Genomic DNA, 14,806 nt, shown 5'->3' with positions numbered 1-14,806 from the left:
ATCATTTGGAACAGGAAAATGGGCGATATAGACGGCAGTTCTAGGGCGGCGCAAAGCGCGCGATCCGAGAGCACCAGTAATCTCAACAACGAAAAAAGCGGGTTATTTTCCCGACTTGTCGAAGTGTTCTCTTCAAAAGACGATGAACCTGGTCGGATAAACGGAACTCCTGCAAGCCCTCCCCAATCGCGTGGTATGATGAACCTGCGGCGCATGCGGGTCGAGGATGTGGCGATCCCAACTGCAGAAATCGTGTCGGTTCCATTGACGACGACTAAGGAAGAACTGGCGCAGATTTTCCGAGAAAGCGGTCTGTCTCGAATACCGGTTTATGACGGTACTCTGGATACGCCACTTGGATTTGTGCACCTAAAGGATTTTGCGCTGACCCACGGTTTTAACGGAAATTCGGCGAAGTTTGACTTGAAATCTATGTTGCGGACACTGTTGTTCGTCCCGCCCTCCATGCCAATAGGTGTTTTGTTAACCAAAATGCAGACCGAACGACGGCACATGGCCCTTGTGATCGACGAATATGGCGGGGTCGATGGGCTGCTAACAATCGAAGATCTCATTGAACAGGTCGTCGGGGAGATTGCCGACGAGCATGACGCCGATGAAGATCAGCTGTGGGTTCAAGAAAAACCTGGGTGCTATATCGTAAAAGCGCGCGTTCCATTGGAAGAGTTCGAAGCTGAAATCGGTCGTTCGCTGACCAGTCATGAGGATGTGGACGAGGAAGAAATCGACACGCTTGGTGGCTTAGTCTTTATGTTGTCCGGTCGCGTGCCGACGCGAGGAGAAGTTGTTCAACACCCCGAAGGTCCGGAGTTCGAAGTGATCGAAGCCGATCCGCGACGGATTAAGCGTTTACGGGTAATGTTGCCGGACATCGCTCAATGATGCCCATTCAAGGCTGGCCGTTTTGGTTAAGACTTGCACTAGCCGGAATATTGGGGGCATTCGCAGCATTTGGTTTGGCACCTTGGGGATACTGGTTGGCGACGCTGGTCGGACTGGTTTTTATCACGCCATTGTTTTTGGCCTGCGAAACGCCGCGCCGCGCCGCTTGGCTAGGTTGGGTATTTGCCACAGGGTATTTTGCCAACGCCCTTAGCTGGATAACCGAGCCATTTCTGGTCGATGCAGAACGTCATGCTTGGATGGCGCCATTTGCGCTGGTGTTCTTGGCTGGTGGACTAGCCTTATTCTGGTCCTTTGCATTTTGGACAACACGGCGGATCGGTGGATCACCTTTAAAACAGGGTTTGCTGCTGTCGATTTCTCTGACTTTGGTTGAATTCGCCCGAGGATATGTCTTGAGCGGATTTCCTTGGGCAGGAGTTGCGCAAGTCTGGGTCGACACGCCAATAGCGCAACTTTTGTCACTTGTAGGACCCTATGGCTTGGCGGCACTGACCTTTGTATCAACGATGCCGCTTGGTGCGTATCTCAACGGACCTGGGAAACCGCGTTATTTATTAATCCCCGCGTTTTTGACCCTTGGGTCTATGGTCTTGTCCTTAGGTTATGCAACAATTCGCCCCGAGGTGCAGTTCAAGCAGCAAGTCGTGCGCCTGATACAGCCGAACGCGCTGCAACATCAAAAATGGGATCCGGACTTTGCGCCTGTGTTTTTTGCGCGGCAAATTGAATTCACGGCGGCTGAACCCCGACCTGATTTGATCGTTTGGCCAGAAACCTCTGTACCGGCATGGCTCGACAACGCACAACCTTATTTGGAGTCGATAACAAAGGCGGCGCAAGGCACCCCTGTCGTTCTGGGCATTCAAAGGGGGGAAGGGCCGCGTATTTTCAACTCGATGATCTATCTTGGGCCAGAGGGTCGACAAGACGGACTTTATGACAAGCACCATCTGGCCCCATTTGGCGAATATGTACCTTTCGGCGATCTAATGGCGCGTTTCGGAATATACGGTATGGCGGCGACCACCGGCAGCGGGTTCAGCGCGGGGCCAGGGGCGGCGCTGCTCGATGCTGGGCCTCTGGGCAAGGCGTTGCCGCTAATTTGCTACGAAGCAGTTTTCACGCAAGATGTTCTTTCTGCGCCTGGGCGCGCCGACTTTTTGTTACAGATTACAAACGATGCCTGGTTTGGTACGCGTTCCGGACCGTTTCAGCATTTGGCACAGGCGCGGATGCGTGCGATCGAGCAGGGTTTGCCGATGATGCGGTCGGCGAACACGGGCGTAACAGCGATGATAGATCCGCTGGGTGCAGTTACCCAGTCTTTGGACTTGGGACAATCTGGTTATATCGACGCCGTCCTGCCCATCCCCTTGGCAAAGACGGTTTATGCACGGATTGGGGATATTTGGGTCTTGGCGGCTTTATTGATGCTATTTGTGCTGGTTTGGCGCAACGTTGGGACGCCTCGGGTGCAAATACCAATTGACCCTTCGCCTTAGCACGCGTATTCCCTGGCAAGTTCGTCACAACGGCTTCCTGGCGTGGCGGGGAAATCTTAATGGAGCGCTTTTATGTCCCGACAGAATTACGTTTTTACCTCGGAGTCCGTTTCCGAGGGGCACCCGGATAAGGTTTGTGACCGTATTTCGGATGCTGTGCTTGACGCATTTTTGCGTGAAGAACCCGAAGCACGTGTGGCGTGCGAAACCTTTGCAACAACGAACCGCGTGGTTATCGGAGGTGAAGTTGGGCTGTCTGATCAAGACAAGCTGCATGACTACATGGGGCGTATAGACGAGATCGCGCGCGCCTGTGTAAAGGACATTGGTTATGAGCAGGATAAGTTCCATCACGAAACTATTGAGGTGACGAACCTGCTGCATGAACAATCTGCCCATATCGCGCAAGGTGTAGATGCGTCCCATAACAAGGATGAAGGCGCCGGCGACCAGGGTATTATGTTTGGTTATGCGACAACCGAAACGCCTGAGTTAATGCCGGCACCGATCCAGTACTCGCACGCGATCCTGCGCCGTCTGGCTGAAGTGCGAAAAAACGGTACTGAACCTGCACTGGGACCTGACGCTAAATCACAGCTTTCGGTCGTCTATCGAGACGGCAAGCCAGTAGGGGTGAGTTCGGTTGTTTTATCGACCCAGCATTTGGATGAGTCGCTCACTTCGGACGACATTCGCCTGATCGTTGAGCCTTATATTCGCCAAGTCCTACCTGACGGTTGGTTGTCTTCGGAAACCGCATGGCACGTAAATCCGACAGGTAAGTTTGTTATCGGAGGACCAGACGGTGACGCTGGTTTGACCGGGCGCAAGATTATCGTGGACACATACGGGGGCGCAGCGCCGCACGGCGGTGGGGCATTCTCTGGCAAAGACCCGACAAAGGTGGATCGTTCGGCGGCTTATGCAGCACGCTATCTGGCCAAAAACGTCGTGGCGGCAAGGATGGCCGAGCGCTGTACCATTCAGTTGAGCTACGCGATTGGCGTATCCAAACCTCTATCGATTTATGCTGACACACATAGCACTGGCCAAGTTCCAGATGCTGATATCGAAAAAGCAGTGGGGCAAGTCATGGACCTCACGCCACGCGGCATCCGAGAGCATCTTGCGCTGAACAAACCAATCTATCAACGTACTGCGGCCTACGGCCACTTTGGTCGCCAGCCAGATGAAGATGGTGGTTTCAGTTGGGAGCGCACAGATCTGGTTGACGCACTGAAACAAGCGGTTTGATCCAACGGAAAAAGCGCACCGAAGACGGTGCGTTTTTTACATTGGCCGTTGAGTCTTCGCCCTTGAAACGCTTGAACTGCAGCAGTATGGCCACCGCTATGAGCAATCAGCTTTCGCAACGTCCGCACCGGAATTTTTATGGCCGTCTCAAGGGCAAAGCCCTCAAGCCCAGTCAAAAGGCCTATTTGAGCGAGGATTTGACCGCACTTTCCCCCGGTGCGGTCGATTGGCATACTAATCCTGAACGTGTTCCGTTGGATCTTGCGGGTCTGTTCGACAGTCGCCCTGTTTGGCTAGAGATTGGGTTCGGAGGAGGCGAGCATCTGGTGCATCAGGCGGAAAGCAATCCGGATATCGGTATTATTGGGGCAGAGCCATACATCAACGGTGTTGCAATGTTATTGGGTAAGATCCGGAAAGCCGGGGTCGAAAACTTGGCAGTTCATCCTGGTGACGCGCGTGATCTGTTCGATGTTTTACCAGAAGCCAGCATCTCGCGTGCATTCCTTCTTTATCCCGATCCATGGCCCAAAAAGCGTCATCACCGCCGCAGGTTCGTCACGCCTGAACATTTGGAGCCGCTTGCTAGGGCGTTGAAGCCCGGATCTGTTTTTCGTGTGGCTACAGACATCCCTGATTACGTGCGCCAAACATTGGAAGAAGTGCCGCGTGCCGGGTTCGAATGGTTGGCCGAAGGCCCCAAAGACTGGCGCGAGCCTTGGGGTGATTGGATTTCCACCCGTTACGAACAGAAAGCTCTGCGTGAGTGCCGCACGCCGCACTACCTGACCTTCCGCCGCAAAGATTGATTGCTGCTGGACCAATTGGTGCCAATTCGCTAATCGGCCATGGATTGACAGCGCATAAGGAGCCCCCATGTCCGGACACGGCACGCCCATACCGATGACTTCGCATCCCTGCGGACCGCTGAACGGCACAGCCGAAGTACCCGGGGACAAGTCGATTTCGCACAGATCGCTGATTTTAGGTGCTATGGCAGTGGGCGAAACCCGGATATCTGGATTGTTGGAGGGCGAGGATGTTCTGGATACCGCTAAGGCGATGCGAGCTTTCGGGGCTGAGGTAACGGATCTCGGCGGTGGTAAATGGACGGTTCATGGTGTTGGTGTAGGCGGCTTTGCCGAACCGGATCAGGTGATTGATTGTGGCAACTCTGGAACTGGAGTGCGTCTGATCATGGGTGCTATGGCCACCTCGCCAATTACGGCAACCTTTACTGGTGACGCGAGTTTGAATAAGCGTCCAATGGCGCGTGTTACCGATCCACTAGCGCTGTTCGGGGCGCAATCTGTCGGGCGTTCTGCTGGACGGTTGCCGATGACTATCGTTGGTGCCAATGATCCGATCCCAGTTCGATACGAGGTTCCAGTGCCGTCGGCTCAAGTCAAATCAGCCGTTTTGCTGGCGGGTTTGAATGCGCCTGGTAAAACCGTCGTAATCGAAAAAGAAGCCACTCGTGATCATTCAGAGCGGATGTTAGCCGGGTTTGGGGCAGAAATCACGGTAGAGGACACAGACCAAGGCCATGTGATTACCTTGACTGGCCAGCCAGAACTTAAGCCGCAGATCATCGCGGTACCACGTGATCCGTCCAGTGCAGCCTTCCCGGTTTGTGCTGCGTTGATCACGCCCGGTTCAGATGTTTTGGTTCCAGGTATTGGCTTGAACCCAACGCGAGCCGGCTTGTTTACTACTTTGCGCGAAATGGGCGCTGATTTGACCTATGAAAATGAACGCGAAGAAGGCGGCGAACCCGTCGCCGACCTCAGAGCCCGGTATTCACCTGAAATGAAGGGTATCAAAGTACCGCCTGAACGTGCTGCGTCGATGATAGATGAGTACCCCGTGCTGTCCGTGGTCGCTGCAAACGCCGTCGGAACCACGCTCATGGGCGGGGTGCGAGAGTTGCGGGTCAAAGAAAGTGACCGAATCGACGCTATGGCGCGCGGTTTGCGTGCTAATGGTGTCGCAGTAGAGGAAGGTGAAGATTGGTGGTCGGTCGAAGGGTTGGGTATTGGTGGTGTGCCAGGCGGCGGTGTATGCGAGAGTTTCCTTGATCATCGCATAGCCATGTCCTTTATGGTGCTGGGTATGGGTGCGAAAGTTGAAGTTTCGGTGGATGACGGTGGGCCAATTGCCACCTCATTTCCGATTTTTGAGCCTCTGATGGCAGGTTTGGGTGCCAGGGTCGAACGCACATGAGGTTCACTGTCGCGATCGACGGTCCAGCTGCAGCCGGCAAGGGGACAATATCAAAGGGCATAGCGGAGCGCTTTGGGTTTTCACATCTGGACACCGGGTTGCTGTATCGCGCAGTTGGAAGGCGTACTCTTGATGGCACACCAGCCGCCGAGGCCGCCAAAGCTCTGAAAGCCGAAGAACTTGAACAAGGGGATCTGCGCACAGCTGAAATAGCACAAGCAGCATCGAAGGTGGCAGTCATACCAGAAGTTCGGTCCGCACTGGTTGATTTTCAACGCGCATTTGCCTGCAGGGCAGGTGGGGCTGTGTTGGATGGACGCGACATCGGAACGGTAATTTGTCCCAAAGCCGAGGTTAAATTGTTTGTGACTGCCAGCGCCAAGGTCCGCGCCGAACGGCGTTTTCTTGAACTTAAAGCCAAAGGTGCAGACGTGACGCGCGATCAGGTGCTGACCGACGTCAAGGAACGTGATGCGCGTGACGCCCAACGCAGTACCGCTCCGATGAAGCCAGCCAAGGACGCAAGTATGCTTGATACTTCGAGTTTGAGTATTGAAGAGGCGCTTGCGCAAGCTGTGGCAATCGTAGAACGAAAGCTACCCACAGACTGGTAACCTCGGGCCTTGCTGTTCACCAAGCTTTGTTTGGCCTTTGTTACACCCGTATTTTATGGTCGAGGCAACGTCTTTAGGAGATTGACCATGATCCGGTACGCACTGGCGCTTATTCTTTTGGCTGGCAGTACACTTGCTCAGGAAGCTGAACCTCCGATGGACTATAAACGGCTGGGTGAGATCATATTTGCGTTGGACCCCGACGCCCAACCAGTTGGGCCGGGGTTTGAGTTAACGGTATCGGTCCAGACGGTGCTAGTGATCACTGACGTCACCGCAGACAGGATGCGAGCGATGGTATCGATTGGCAGCGCCGCGGATTTATCAACCGCGGATTTGCAGCGAATGATGCAAGCAAATTTCGACAGCACGCTGGACGCGCGTTACGCGATCGCCAATGGTATCTTGTGGGCTGTTTACATACACCCGTTGTCTGCTCTGAAAAAAGAACAGTTTATCTCGGGGCTGGCCCAGACCGTAAACATCTCCAAAACCTACGGTACACTTTACACCGGCGGCGCTGCGGAATTCGGCGGGGGCGATAGCCTTGATCTGCAGCGCGCCCTGATTGAAGAGCTTCTTAAGAAAGGCGAGGAAATCTAAGCCTCGTCCTAAGTTTATGCCGAAGCTGATGTGAGGCAGACTCAAGAAATCCAATGTAGTCTAGAATATACGCGGCGGGGCTCGCATCAGGCGCCCTAGGGTTATTTGCAGACCCGAGGTTACAGGGTTCGTACCCGAGGGCCAAAGATCCCTATGGTTGGCAGAGCATGTAGGCCGGGCGCCACAGTCCTTGGTTCGATGCAGGATAGCGGCAATTCTTCCCCTCGGACCCAAAAAGAATTCTGCTATACAGTCTAAAAACAAAATATGGGAATGTTTGTACATCTCCCCAATATTCAACAGGGACTGAACCAAATGAATAATCGCTTGAGCAAAATCACCATCGTTGGGGGTGGCACTGCAGGTTGGATGAGTGCGCTGATCCTCGACATGGTGTTTTCTCGCACTTCTGCACCCAAAGACCGTCCGCGCATCTGTCTGATCGAAAGCCCTAATATTGCGACTGTTGGTGTTGGTGAGGCCACGGTGCCGCGCATGCCGGTTACACTCCGCCAAGCGGGTATTTCAGAGCAGGATTTTTTTCGTGAAACCAATGCGTCGTTCAAGCTAGGTGTAAAGTTCTGTAATTGGAACAGAGACCCAAAGGGAAACCGAATTGATTATGTAAACCCTTTTGCACACGGACAGCTGTTAGAGGGGTTGGAGGCCGCCGAGTATTTTTTGCGCTTTGGCAACGGAGATCGGGACTTCACTCAGTCGATCTCTCCGCATGACGATCTGGCCCGCCTATGCAAAGGGGCGCGGCAGTTGGGGCAGCCTGAATTCGAACAGCGGTTCGGCTACGCATATCATTTAGACGCTGTAAAATTTGCCGGCATGCTCACCAAAGTCTGCACTAAGCGCGGTGTTGAGCACATCCAGGACGAAGTACAATCAGTCGAACTTGATGAACAAGGCAACGTCAGCCATCTGATGCTGGAGCGTAAGGGTCGCCATGACATTGAAATGGTCATAGATTGCACTGGATTCCGCGGATTGATAATCAATCAAGCTCTGGGCGAACCGTTTATGGATTACTCGGACTATCTGCCAAACGACCGCGCCATGGCGCTGCAGATCGAGCACCCAGATCCAGAGAAGATCGAAAGCGTCACTCGGTCTACCGCACTAGGGGCAGGTTGGACGTGGCGAGTACCGCTCTACAACCGGGTTGGCACGGGTTATGTGTTCTCATCTGCACATCGCACGGATGATCAGGCGGCAGACGAATACCTCGAATGGTTGGGTGACAGCGGCAAGGGTGCAACCCCGCGTGTGATCCCAATGCGTATCGGGCGCGTACGTAACGCATGGGTCAAGAATTGCGTCGCGATAGGTCTGTCCGGCGGATTTATCGAGCCGCTAGAGAGTACAGCGATCCACATGATTGACCACGCGATACGCTGGTTCGCCGAGCACTTGCCCACACGCGATATCGAGCCGTCCCTGCGAACCAGATATAATAGGCAGATGAATAAGCTTTATGACGAGGTTCTGGATTTCATCTGTCTGCACTATCGATTGGGCAACCGTACGGATGATCAATATTGGATCGACGCGCGCACGGAAATGAAGTTACCGGATCGATTGGCCGAAAACCTAGAGTTATGGCAGCACCGTTTGCCGGTAGAGCATGATATCGAGTTTGCAACGCTATTCAATTTTCGCGTTTATCAGACCGTTCTTTTAGGCAAGCAGGTCTATGATACTGGCTATGGTACCGGCATCCGTGATCGCGTGCGACCATTGAAGAAGCCGATTTGGTTCCATTGGTGGAAAGGCGCGAAAGTGGATCTTGCGCAGATACTCAAAACGATGCCGGATCACAAAACGCTGCTGCGAGATATCCGAGGTGAGCTGGAGCAACCAGCTGTTGGAAAGGCTGCCGCTATGAAACCGGCGGTCGCAATGCCCGGCACCGCACCAGCACCGTTAGCGGTCCTGAATATGCCGAATCTTGCTGAGATCCAAAGCGGCGCGAAGGATTTGCAACTGTTCTAGAAACTCTCTGAGTTGCCGATACCGGGTGTTGCTGAGGTAAGTACGAAGGCTGGAGTGTTGACGCTTAGCCTTCGATACTACGTATGGCGAAACGCTCGATTCCCATTGCACCTCTTGATAAGATATGTAATGTCATCACATTACGAAAATTCTGGAATTAAGCGGTGCTGATTCACGATGTCGCGCAACCTTCGCAGTGAGCTGAAACGTCGTCGTAGGCAGGCGTCACCGATGCAAGCCTATGATGCGCTACCGCAGCCCTTACGGCAGTGGTTGACGCAAGCCTGTCTGCCCTGGAGTCCAGCTTCGGCTTTGAAAATCTGGAGGCAGACTGGCGGCAGCCGCAATCCCGCCGCTGCGATTGGTCGTCTTAATGCGGTCGAGCAGGCGATGTTGCAACAGGACACCAAGGTTTGGGCTCCAAAGAGTTGAGGATGACCCAGTGGCAATATCCGGCCGGGCTTTGGAAATATGGGCTTGGCCCTTGCGCTAGAAGAAAAATCCGCCTATACGCGCGCTGTCGATACAAGGGCGGTTAACGTCCGGGTGACGTTTCTGAGCAGGGCCGGGTTACCTCGGCCCTTTGTGTTTGTTTGTTCAGAGGCGTTCCGGAACACGCTTTAAGGCATCATGAAACAAGACCGGCGGAGACAACCGCTCGGCCAGATAAAACGTATTGTAAAGGAAAACAACGCCACATGGCTAACGCATCCATGGAGGAATTCGAAGCCCTCCTGAATGAAAGCTTCGAAATAGACACGCCCGAAGAGGGTTCTGTTGTCAAAGGCAAGGTTCTGGCAATCGAAGCCGGCCAAGCCATCATCGACGTAGGCTATAAAATGGAAGGCCGCGTTGATCTTAAAGAATTCGCAAATCCCGGCGAAGCCCCTGAAATCGCAGTCGGTGACGAGGTCGAAGTTTACCTGCGCGCTGCTGAAAATGCCAAAGGCGAAGCTGTCATCTCGCGTGAGATGGCCCGCCGCGAAGAGGCATGGGACCGCCTTGAAAAAGCATATGCCGATGACCAGCGCGTCGAAGGTGCAATCTTTGGTCGGGTCAAGGGCGGCTTCACTGTCGATCTGGGCGGTGCCGTTGCATTCCTGCCGGGTTCGCAGGTTGACGTGCGCCCTGTTCGTGACGCGGGACCTTTGATGGGACTGAAACAGCCGTTCCAGATTCTTAAAATGGATCGCCGCCGCGGCAATATCGTTGTATCGCGCCGCGCAATCCTTGAAGAATCCCGTGCCGAACAGCGTGCCGAAGTTATTGGTAACCTGACAGAGGGTCAGACTGTAGAAGGTGTCGTCAAGAACATCACCGAATACGGCGCATTTGTTGACTTGGGCGGCGTTGATGGGTTGTTGCACGTAACCGACATGGCGTGGCGCCGTGTGAACCATCCTTCCGAAATCCTGACGATCGGCGAAACCATCAAGGTTCAGGTCATCAAGATTAACAAAGACACCCATCGCATCAGCCTTGGAATGAAGCAGCTTCAGGAAGATCCATGGGATTTGGTTGCTGCTAAATATCCGCTGGGATCGGTACATCAGGGTCGCGTGACCAACATCACAGACTACGGGGCGTTTGTTGAGCTGGAAGCTGGAGTTGAAGGTCTGGTTCACGTGTCTGAGATGTCTTGGACCAAGAAAAACGTGCACCCCGGCAAGATCGTTTCTACGAGCCAGGAAGTAGATGTCATGGTTCTGGAAATCGACGGTACAAAGCGTCGTGTTTCTCTGGGCCTCAAACAGACCCAGCGCAACCCGTGGGAAGTGTTTGCAGAAACACATCCCGAGGGAACTCAGGTCGAAGGCGAAGTCAAGAACATCACCGAATTCGGGCTGTTCATCGGCCTGGAAGGCGACATCGACGGTATGGTTCACCTTTCGGACTTGTCTTGGGACGAGCGTGGCGAGGATGCAATCCAGAATTACCGCAAAGGCGACGTAGTTCAGGCGGTTGTGTCTGAGGTGGACGTTGAGAAAGAACGCATCTCTCTGTCGATCAAAGCCCTTGGTGGTGACAAGTTTGACGAAGCCGTGGGCGGCGTTAAGCGTGGCTCCATCGTGACCGTAGAAGTGACCGCAATCGAAGATGGCGGTATCGAGGTCGAATACGAAGGCATGAAGTCGTTCATCCGTCGTTCCGACCTGTCGCGTGACCGTGCCGAACAGCGCCCCGAGCGTTTCTCGGTCGGTGACAAGGTCGACGTCCGCGTCACCAATGTTGACAGCAAAACCCGCCGACTGGGTCTTTCGATCAAAGCGCGCGAGATCGCAGAAGAGAAAGAGGCTGTGGAACAGTACGGTTCTTCCGACTCGGGCGCGTCTTTGGGCGACATTCTGGGAGCAGCTCTGAAGTCAGGCGACTGATCTCAGACCTCAGCTTGATAAAAATTTTCGGCCCCGTGCTACCGCGCGGGGTCGTTTTTGTTGCGAATCAATACTTTCTAATTTTCGTGCTTATCTTGCTTCTGGTTCACCCATTAAGTGTGCAAATCGACCTTGTGAGCCAAAAATAGCGTTAGAATAGCGGAATTTTCTAAAACTATGCCAAGAGTCTAAGTTCCCCCGAACAGGGTTTTTTCCTATACTGCCCAGAGCTATAGGCTTGGTAAACCAGTCGCCTGGGAGGGTAACACGCATGATCCGTTCAGAATTGATTCAAAAAATCGCCGACGAAAATCCGCATCTCTACCAACGCGACGTCGAACGGATTGTGAATACTGTGTTCGAAGAAGTGACGGATGCAATGTCACGTGGCGACCGTGTCGAACTGCGCGGTTTTGGCGCCTTTTCTGTCAAAAAGCGTGATGCTCGTGTGGGTCGAAATCCAAGAACTGGCGAGACTGTGCAGGTCGAAGAGAAATGTGTTCCGTTTTTTAAAACTGGCAAGTTGCTACGGGATCGATTGAACGGTAAAGCCTGACTTTATGATGCGCTACATTCGCTATGCTTTTCTCGCGATCCTTGGGATCGTGCTGGTTTCGATCTCGCTGGCCAATCGTCAGAATGTCGAACTGAAACTGCTGCCAGATGCAATGTCAGAGCTTCTGGGCTTTAACTTGTCCACATCCTTGCCGCTGTTTCTTGTGGTCCTTGGTGGTGTTGTTGCCGGATTGATTATTGGGTTTCTTTGGGAATGGCTGCGCGAGCACAAGCACCGCCGCGATGCAACTGTGAAGAAAAGCGAAGTGCGCAAGTTGGAGCGTGAGGTCAAGAAGCTCAAGAAAAAGCAAAATGAAGGTCAGGATGATGTTCTGGCATTGCTTGATGAAGCAAGCTGAGTGCGTCTCATGGCAAGCGATATCCGCGTAAAAATCTGCGGTTTGACTGCACCTGAACACGTGAATGCAGCGGTGTTGGCAGGCGCGCGCTATGTTGGGTTCGTATTTTTCCCCAAATCCCCTCGGCATCTAGAACTTTCTACTGCTGCGGAACTTGCCCATCTGGTGCCAGCGGGCATCGCCAAAGTCGCCCTTACCGTTAATGCGACAGATGAAGAACTAGACCGTATCGCCGCTTCGGTGCCTCTGGACATGTGGCAACTGCACGGAACGGAAACGCCCCAGCGGGTTTCTGAGGTTCGAGACAGTTTTGGCCTGCCCGTAATGAAAGCTATTGGGATAGCCGAAGCTGAAGATCTGGCTGCCATTGACCGGTATTCCGAGGTGGCAGATCAACTGTTAATCGACGCAAAACCACCGCGAAGTTCTGAGCTTCCTGGTGGCAACGGATTGTCATTTGACTGGCGTCTGTTGGCTGGGCGGAAATACTGGCAGCTTCCGTGGATGCTGGCCGGGGGATTGACGCCTGACAATGTTGCCGAAGCAATCCGAATGACCGGGGCGCAGCAAGTCGATGTCTCTTCCGGAGTGGAACGTGCGCCAGGCGTCAAGGATTCCGGGAAAATTAAAGATTTTATTGCAGCAACAAGGTGATCTGACAGACACATGGTTGCGTATCCTAAGGACATTCGTTTGAATTGGAATGCAACATGCTGGCAGCGATTGGCGGGCTTACCTTAAGAAAATGGTATAACGCGCCTGAATTTTTTTGGAGAGCGAGGCAGGCCTTAGATCAAGCGAAAGGCGATCCGCTGTGCCTGCACGCATCTGTCTTTTCACATGGCGGTCTCTATTTTTCGTTTAGTGTCTGGCATGATATTGAGGCGATGTTGACTTTCGCACAATCCGGTCCGCACCGTCGCGTTCTTGCTGTGTCGGAACGGTTGGCAATCTCACACGGGTTTCACAACTTTCCCTGCATCGCAGTGCCCACCCAGCAGCAGGCGTTGCTGATGTGGAAAGAGCATAGCGGGGCGTCAAATTGATGCGTTTTGCGATGGCAAATCTTGCCGCCACCACCTATTAACGACGGGTACGACGAGGGAGACATCCATGGCCAATGATTTATTCAATTCCTTCATGTCCGGACCGGATGAGCGGGGACGCTTTGGCATTTTCGGTGGTCGTTTCGTCAGTGAAACGCTGATGCCGCTTATCCTGTCGCTGGAAGAGGAATACGAAAAGGCGAAGGATGATCCTTCCTTCTGGGCCGAGATGGATGATCTGTGGGCCAACTACGTTGGTCGCCCGTCTCCGCTGTATTTCGCGGAACGTTTGACCGAGCATTTAGGTGGCGCCAAGATTTATCTGAAACGTGACGAGCTGAACCACACTGGTGCGCATAAGATCAACAATGTGCTCGGCCAAATTATTCTAGCCCGTCGCATGGGCAAGACACGGATCATTGCCGAAACGGGGGCAGGGCAGCACGGCGTAGCAACGGCAACTGTATGTGCCAAATTCGGCCTGAAATGCGTGGTTTATATGGGTGCGCATGATGTCCAACGACAGGCTCCAAACGTATTCCGTATGCGCCTGCTTGGTGCCGAGGTGATTCCAGTAACCAGTGGTCGAGGGACGCTTAAGGACGCTATGAACGACGCGCTCCGCGATTGGGTGACCAATGTACGTGACACCTTTTATTGCATTGGAACAGTTGCAGGCCCACATCCTTATCCGGCGATGGTGCGAGATTTCCAGTCAATAATTGGCAAGGAAGCCAAAGAACAGATGCAAAAGGCCGAGGGTCGTCTGCCGGATACAATCATCGCCGCCATCGGCGGTGGGTCGAACGCAATGGGGCTTTTTTATCCGTTCTTGGATGACAAGTCGGTGGAAATCATCGGCGTGGAAGCGGGTGGTAAAGGCGTAAACGAAAAGATGGAGCATTGCGCCTCGCTGACAGGCGGGCGCCCCGGCGTGCTGCACGGTAACCGGACATACCTATTGCAGGACGAGGATGGACAAATTCTTGAGGGTTACTCGATTTCCGCCGGCTTGGATTACCCGGGAATTGGCCCTGAGCACTCCTGGCTACATGACGTTGGGCGCGCGCAATACGTTTCAATTACGGACAAAGAGGCGCTGGACGCATTCCAGCTTTGCTGCTCGACGGAAGGTATCATTCCCGCGCTTGAACCCTGCCATGCACTGGCCCACGTGATGAAAATTGCGCCCGATCTACCCAAAGATCACCTGATTTGTATGAACATGTGCGGGCGGGGCGACAAGGATGTTCAAACCGTTGCGAAATATCTGAACTTTGACATGTCAGATACCGAGGGACGCACGGCGGATTAAATCTGAAAGAAAAGGCAGAGGTAATAATTCGA

15 protein-coding genes and 1 riboswitch are annotated in these 14,806 nt (G+C 53.5%); all 15 genes read left to right on the top strand.

The genetic code is table 11. From position 1 onward, the window contains the following. The first annotated feature begins 18 nt into the window (after window positions 1-18). The 15 genes from AC2FNE_RS02935 (at window position 19) to trpB (ending at window position 14,774) form a co-directional block, all read left to right on the top strand. Entirely contained in the window at window positions 19-903 is an 885-nt protein-coding gene (locus tag AC2FNE_RS02935; protein ID WP_170473855.1) for a hemolysin family protein, read from the top strand. Next, on the top strand, window positions 900-2,429 hold the full coding sequence (gene lnt / locus AC2FNE_RS02930; protein ID WP_496804742.1) for an apolipoprotein N-acyltransferase: 1,530 nt from the start codon (window positions 900-902) through the stop codon (window positions 2,427-2,429). The genes AC2FNE_RS02935 and lnt overlap by 4 nt, the downstream gene beginning before the upstream one ends. An 18-nt stretch (window positions 2,430-2,447) precedes the next feature. Further along, window positions 2,448-2,496, top strand: a riboswitch (SAM-SAH riboswitch). 5 nt (window positions 2,497-2,501) lie between these two features. Beyond that, window positions 2,502-3,683, top strand: a complete 1,182-nt coding sequence (gene metK / locus AC2FNE_RS02925) for a methionine adenosyltransferase (protein WP_496804741.1) — start codon at window positions 2,502-2,504, stop codon at window positions 3,681-3,683. A 98-nt stretch (window positions 3,684-3,781) separates the two neighbouring features. Next, window positions 3,782-4,492, top strand: a complete 711-nt coding sequence (gene trmB, locus AC2FNE_RS02920; RefSeq protein WP_170604591.1) for a tRNA (guanosine(46)-N7)-methyltransferase TrmB — start codon at window positions 3,782-3,784, stop codon at window positions 4,490-4,492. Between the two features lie 67 nt (window positions 4,493-4,559). After that, window positions 4,560-5,906: a 3-phosphoshikimate 1-carboxyvinyltransferase gene (gene aroA, locus AC2FNE_RS02915; RefSeq protein WP_170604593.1), complete on the top strand. Its 1,347-nt coding sequence runs from the start codon at window positions 4,560-4,562 to the stop codon at window positions 5,904-5,906. After that, the gene (locus AC2FNE_RS02910; RefSeq protein ID WP_496804740.1) at window positions 5,903-6,520 is read left to right on the top strand and encodes a (d)CMP kinase; all 618 of its coding nucleotides are present in this window, start codon (window positions 5,903-5,905) and stop codon (window positions 6,518-6,520) included. The genes aroA and AC2FNE_RS02910 overlap by 4 nt, the downstream gene beginning before the upstream one ends. 87 nt (window positions 6,521-6,607) lie before the next feature. Then, window positions 6,608-7,123, top strand: coding sequence for a hypothetical protein (locus tag AC2FNE_RS02905; RefSeq protein ID WP_496804739.1), 516 nt, complete (start codon window positions 6,608-6,610; stop codon window positions 7,121-7,123). Window positions 7,124-7,438: 315 nt separating this feature from the next. Further along, complete coding sequence (locus tag AC2FNE_RS02900) at window positions 7,439-9,124, top strand: tryptophan halogenase family protein (RefSeq protein ID WP_170610403.1); 1,686 nt, start codon at window positions 7,439-7,441, stop codon at window positions 9,122-9,124. A 177-nt stretch (window positions 9,125-9,301) separates the two neighbouring features. Beyond that, a complete protein-coding gene (locus AC2FNE_RS02895) occupies window positions 9,302-9,556 on the top strand; it encodes a DUF6525 family protein (RefSeq protein WP_254442476.1) in 255 nt (84 codons plus the stop codon). A gap of 266 nt (window positions 9,557-9,822) precedes the next feature. Next, complete coding sequence (rpsA, locus tag AC2FNE_RS02890) at window positions 9,823-11,499, top strand: 30S ribosomal protein S1 (protein ID WP_496804738.1); 1,677 nt, start codon at window positions 9,823-9,825, stop codon at window positions 11,497-11,499. 271 nt (window positions 11,500-11,770) lie between these two features. After that, the gene (gene ihfB, locus AC2FNE_RS02885; RefSeq protein ID WP_008758048.1) at window positions 11,771-12,055 is read left to right on the top strand and encodes an integration host factor subunit beta; all 285 of its coding nucleotides are present in this window, start codon (window positions 11,771-11,773) and stop codon (window positions 12,053-12,055) included. Between the two features lie 7 nt (window positions 12,056-12,062). Continuing rightward, complete coding sequence (locus tag AC2FNE_RS02880; RefSeq protein ID WP_170604872.1) at window positions 12,063-12,413, top strand: lipopolysaccharide assembly protein LapA domain-containing protein; 351 nt, start codon at window positions 12,063-12,065, stop codon at window positions 12,411-12,413. A gap of 9 nt (window positions 12,414-12,422) precedes the next feature. Beyond that, window positions 12,423-13,067, top strand: a complete 645-nt coding sequence (locus AC2FNE_RS02875; protein WP_496804737.1) for a phosphoribosylanthranilate isomerase — start codon at window positions 12,423-12,425, stop codon at window positions 13,065-13,067. Between the two features lie 56 nt (window positions 13,068-13,123). Further along, window positions 13,124-13,459 carry a hypothetical protein gene (locus AC2FNE_RS02870; RefSeq protein WP_170604605.1) on the top strand — a complete coding sequence of 112 codons (336 nt, stop codon included), beginning with the start codon at window positions 13,124-13,126 and terminating at the stop codon, window positions 13,457-13,459. Between the two features lie 67 nt (window positions 13,460-13,526). After that, window positions 13,527-14,774, top strand: coding sequence for a tryptophan synthase subunit beta (gene trpB, locus AC2FNE_RS02865; protein ID WP_170473832.1), 1,248 nt, complete (start codon window positions 13,527-13,529; stop codon window positions 14,772-14,774). Window positions 14,775-14,806: the final 32 nt, after the last annotated feature.

The organism is Ruegeria sp. YKSD179 (assembly GCF_059612885.1).
This window is presented reverse-complemented; position numbering and strand designations above follow the sequence as displayed.

Bases quoted from the DNA above. Each gene is read 5' to 3' on its own strand.
- AC2FNE_RS02935 (WP_170473855.1), top strand. From the start codon at position 19: ATGGGCGATATAGACGGCAGTTCTAGGGCGGCGCAAAGCGCGCGATCC.
- lnt (WP_496804742.1), top strand. From the start codon at position 900: ATGATGCCCATTCAAGGCTGGCCGTTTTGGTTAAGACTTGCACTAGCC.
- metK (WP_496804741.1), top strand. From the start codon at position 2,502: ATGTCCCGACAGAATTACGTTTTTACCTCGGAGTCCGTTTCCGAGGGG.
- trmB (WP_170604591.1), top strand. From the start codon at position 3,782: ATGAGCAATCAGCTTTCGCAACGTCCGCACCGGAATTTTTATGGCCGT.
- aroA (WP_170604593.1), top strand. From the start codon at position 4,560: ATGTCCGGACACGGCACGCCCATACCGATGACTTCGCATCCCTGCGGA.
- AC2FNE_RS02910 (WP_496804740.1), top strand. From the start codon at position 5,903: ATGAGGTTCACTGTCGCGATCGACGGTCCAGCTGCAGCCGGCAAGGGG.
- AC2FNE_RS02905 (WP_496804739.1), top strand. From the start codon at position 6,608: ATGATCCGGTACGCACTGGCGCTTATTCTTTTGGCTGGCAGTACACTT.
- AC2FNE_RS02900 (WP_170610403.1), top strand. From the start codon at position 7,439: ATGAATAATCGCTTGAGCAAAATCACCATCGTTGGGGGTGGCACTGCA.
- AC2FNE_RS02895 (WP_254442476.1), top strand. From the start codon at position 9,302: ATGTCGCGCAACCTTCGCAGTGAGCTGAAACGTCGTCGTAGGCAGGCG.
- rpsA (WP_496804738.1), top strand. From the start codon at position 9,823: ATGGCTAACGCATCCATGGAGGAATTCGAAGCCCTCCTGAATGAAAGC.
- ihfB (WP_008758048.1), top strand. From the start codon at position 11,771: ATGATCCGTTCAGAATTGATTCAAAAAATCGCCGACGAAAATCCGCAT.
- AC2FNE_RS02880 (WP_170604872.1), top strand. From the start codon at position 12,063: ATGCGCTACATTCGCTATGCTTTTCTCGCGATCCTTGGGATCGTGCTG.
- AC2FNE_RS02875 (WP_496804737.1), top strand. From the start codon at position 12,423: ATGGCAAGCGATATCCGCGTAAAAATCTGCGGTTTGACTGCACCTGAA.
- AC2FNE_RS02870 (WP_170604605.1), top strand. From the start codon at position 13,124: ATGCTGGCAGCGATTGGCGGGCTTACCTTAAGAAAATGGTATAACGCG.
- trpB (WP_170473832.1), top strand. From the start codon at position 13,527: ATGGCCAATGATTTATTCAATTCCTTCATGTCCGGACCGGATGAGCGG.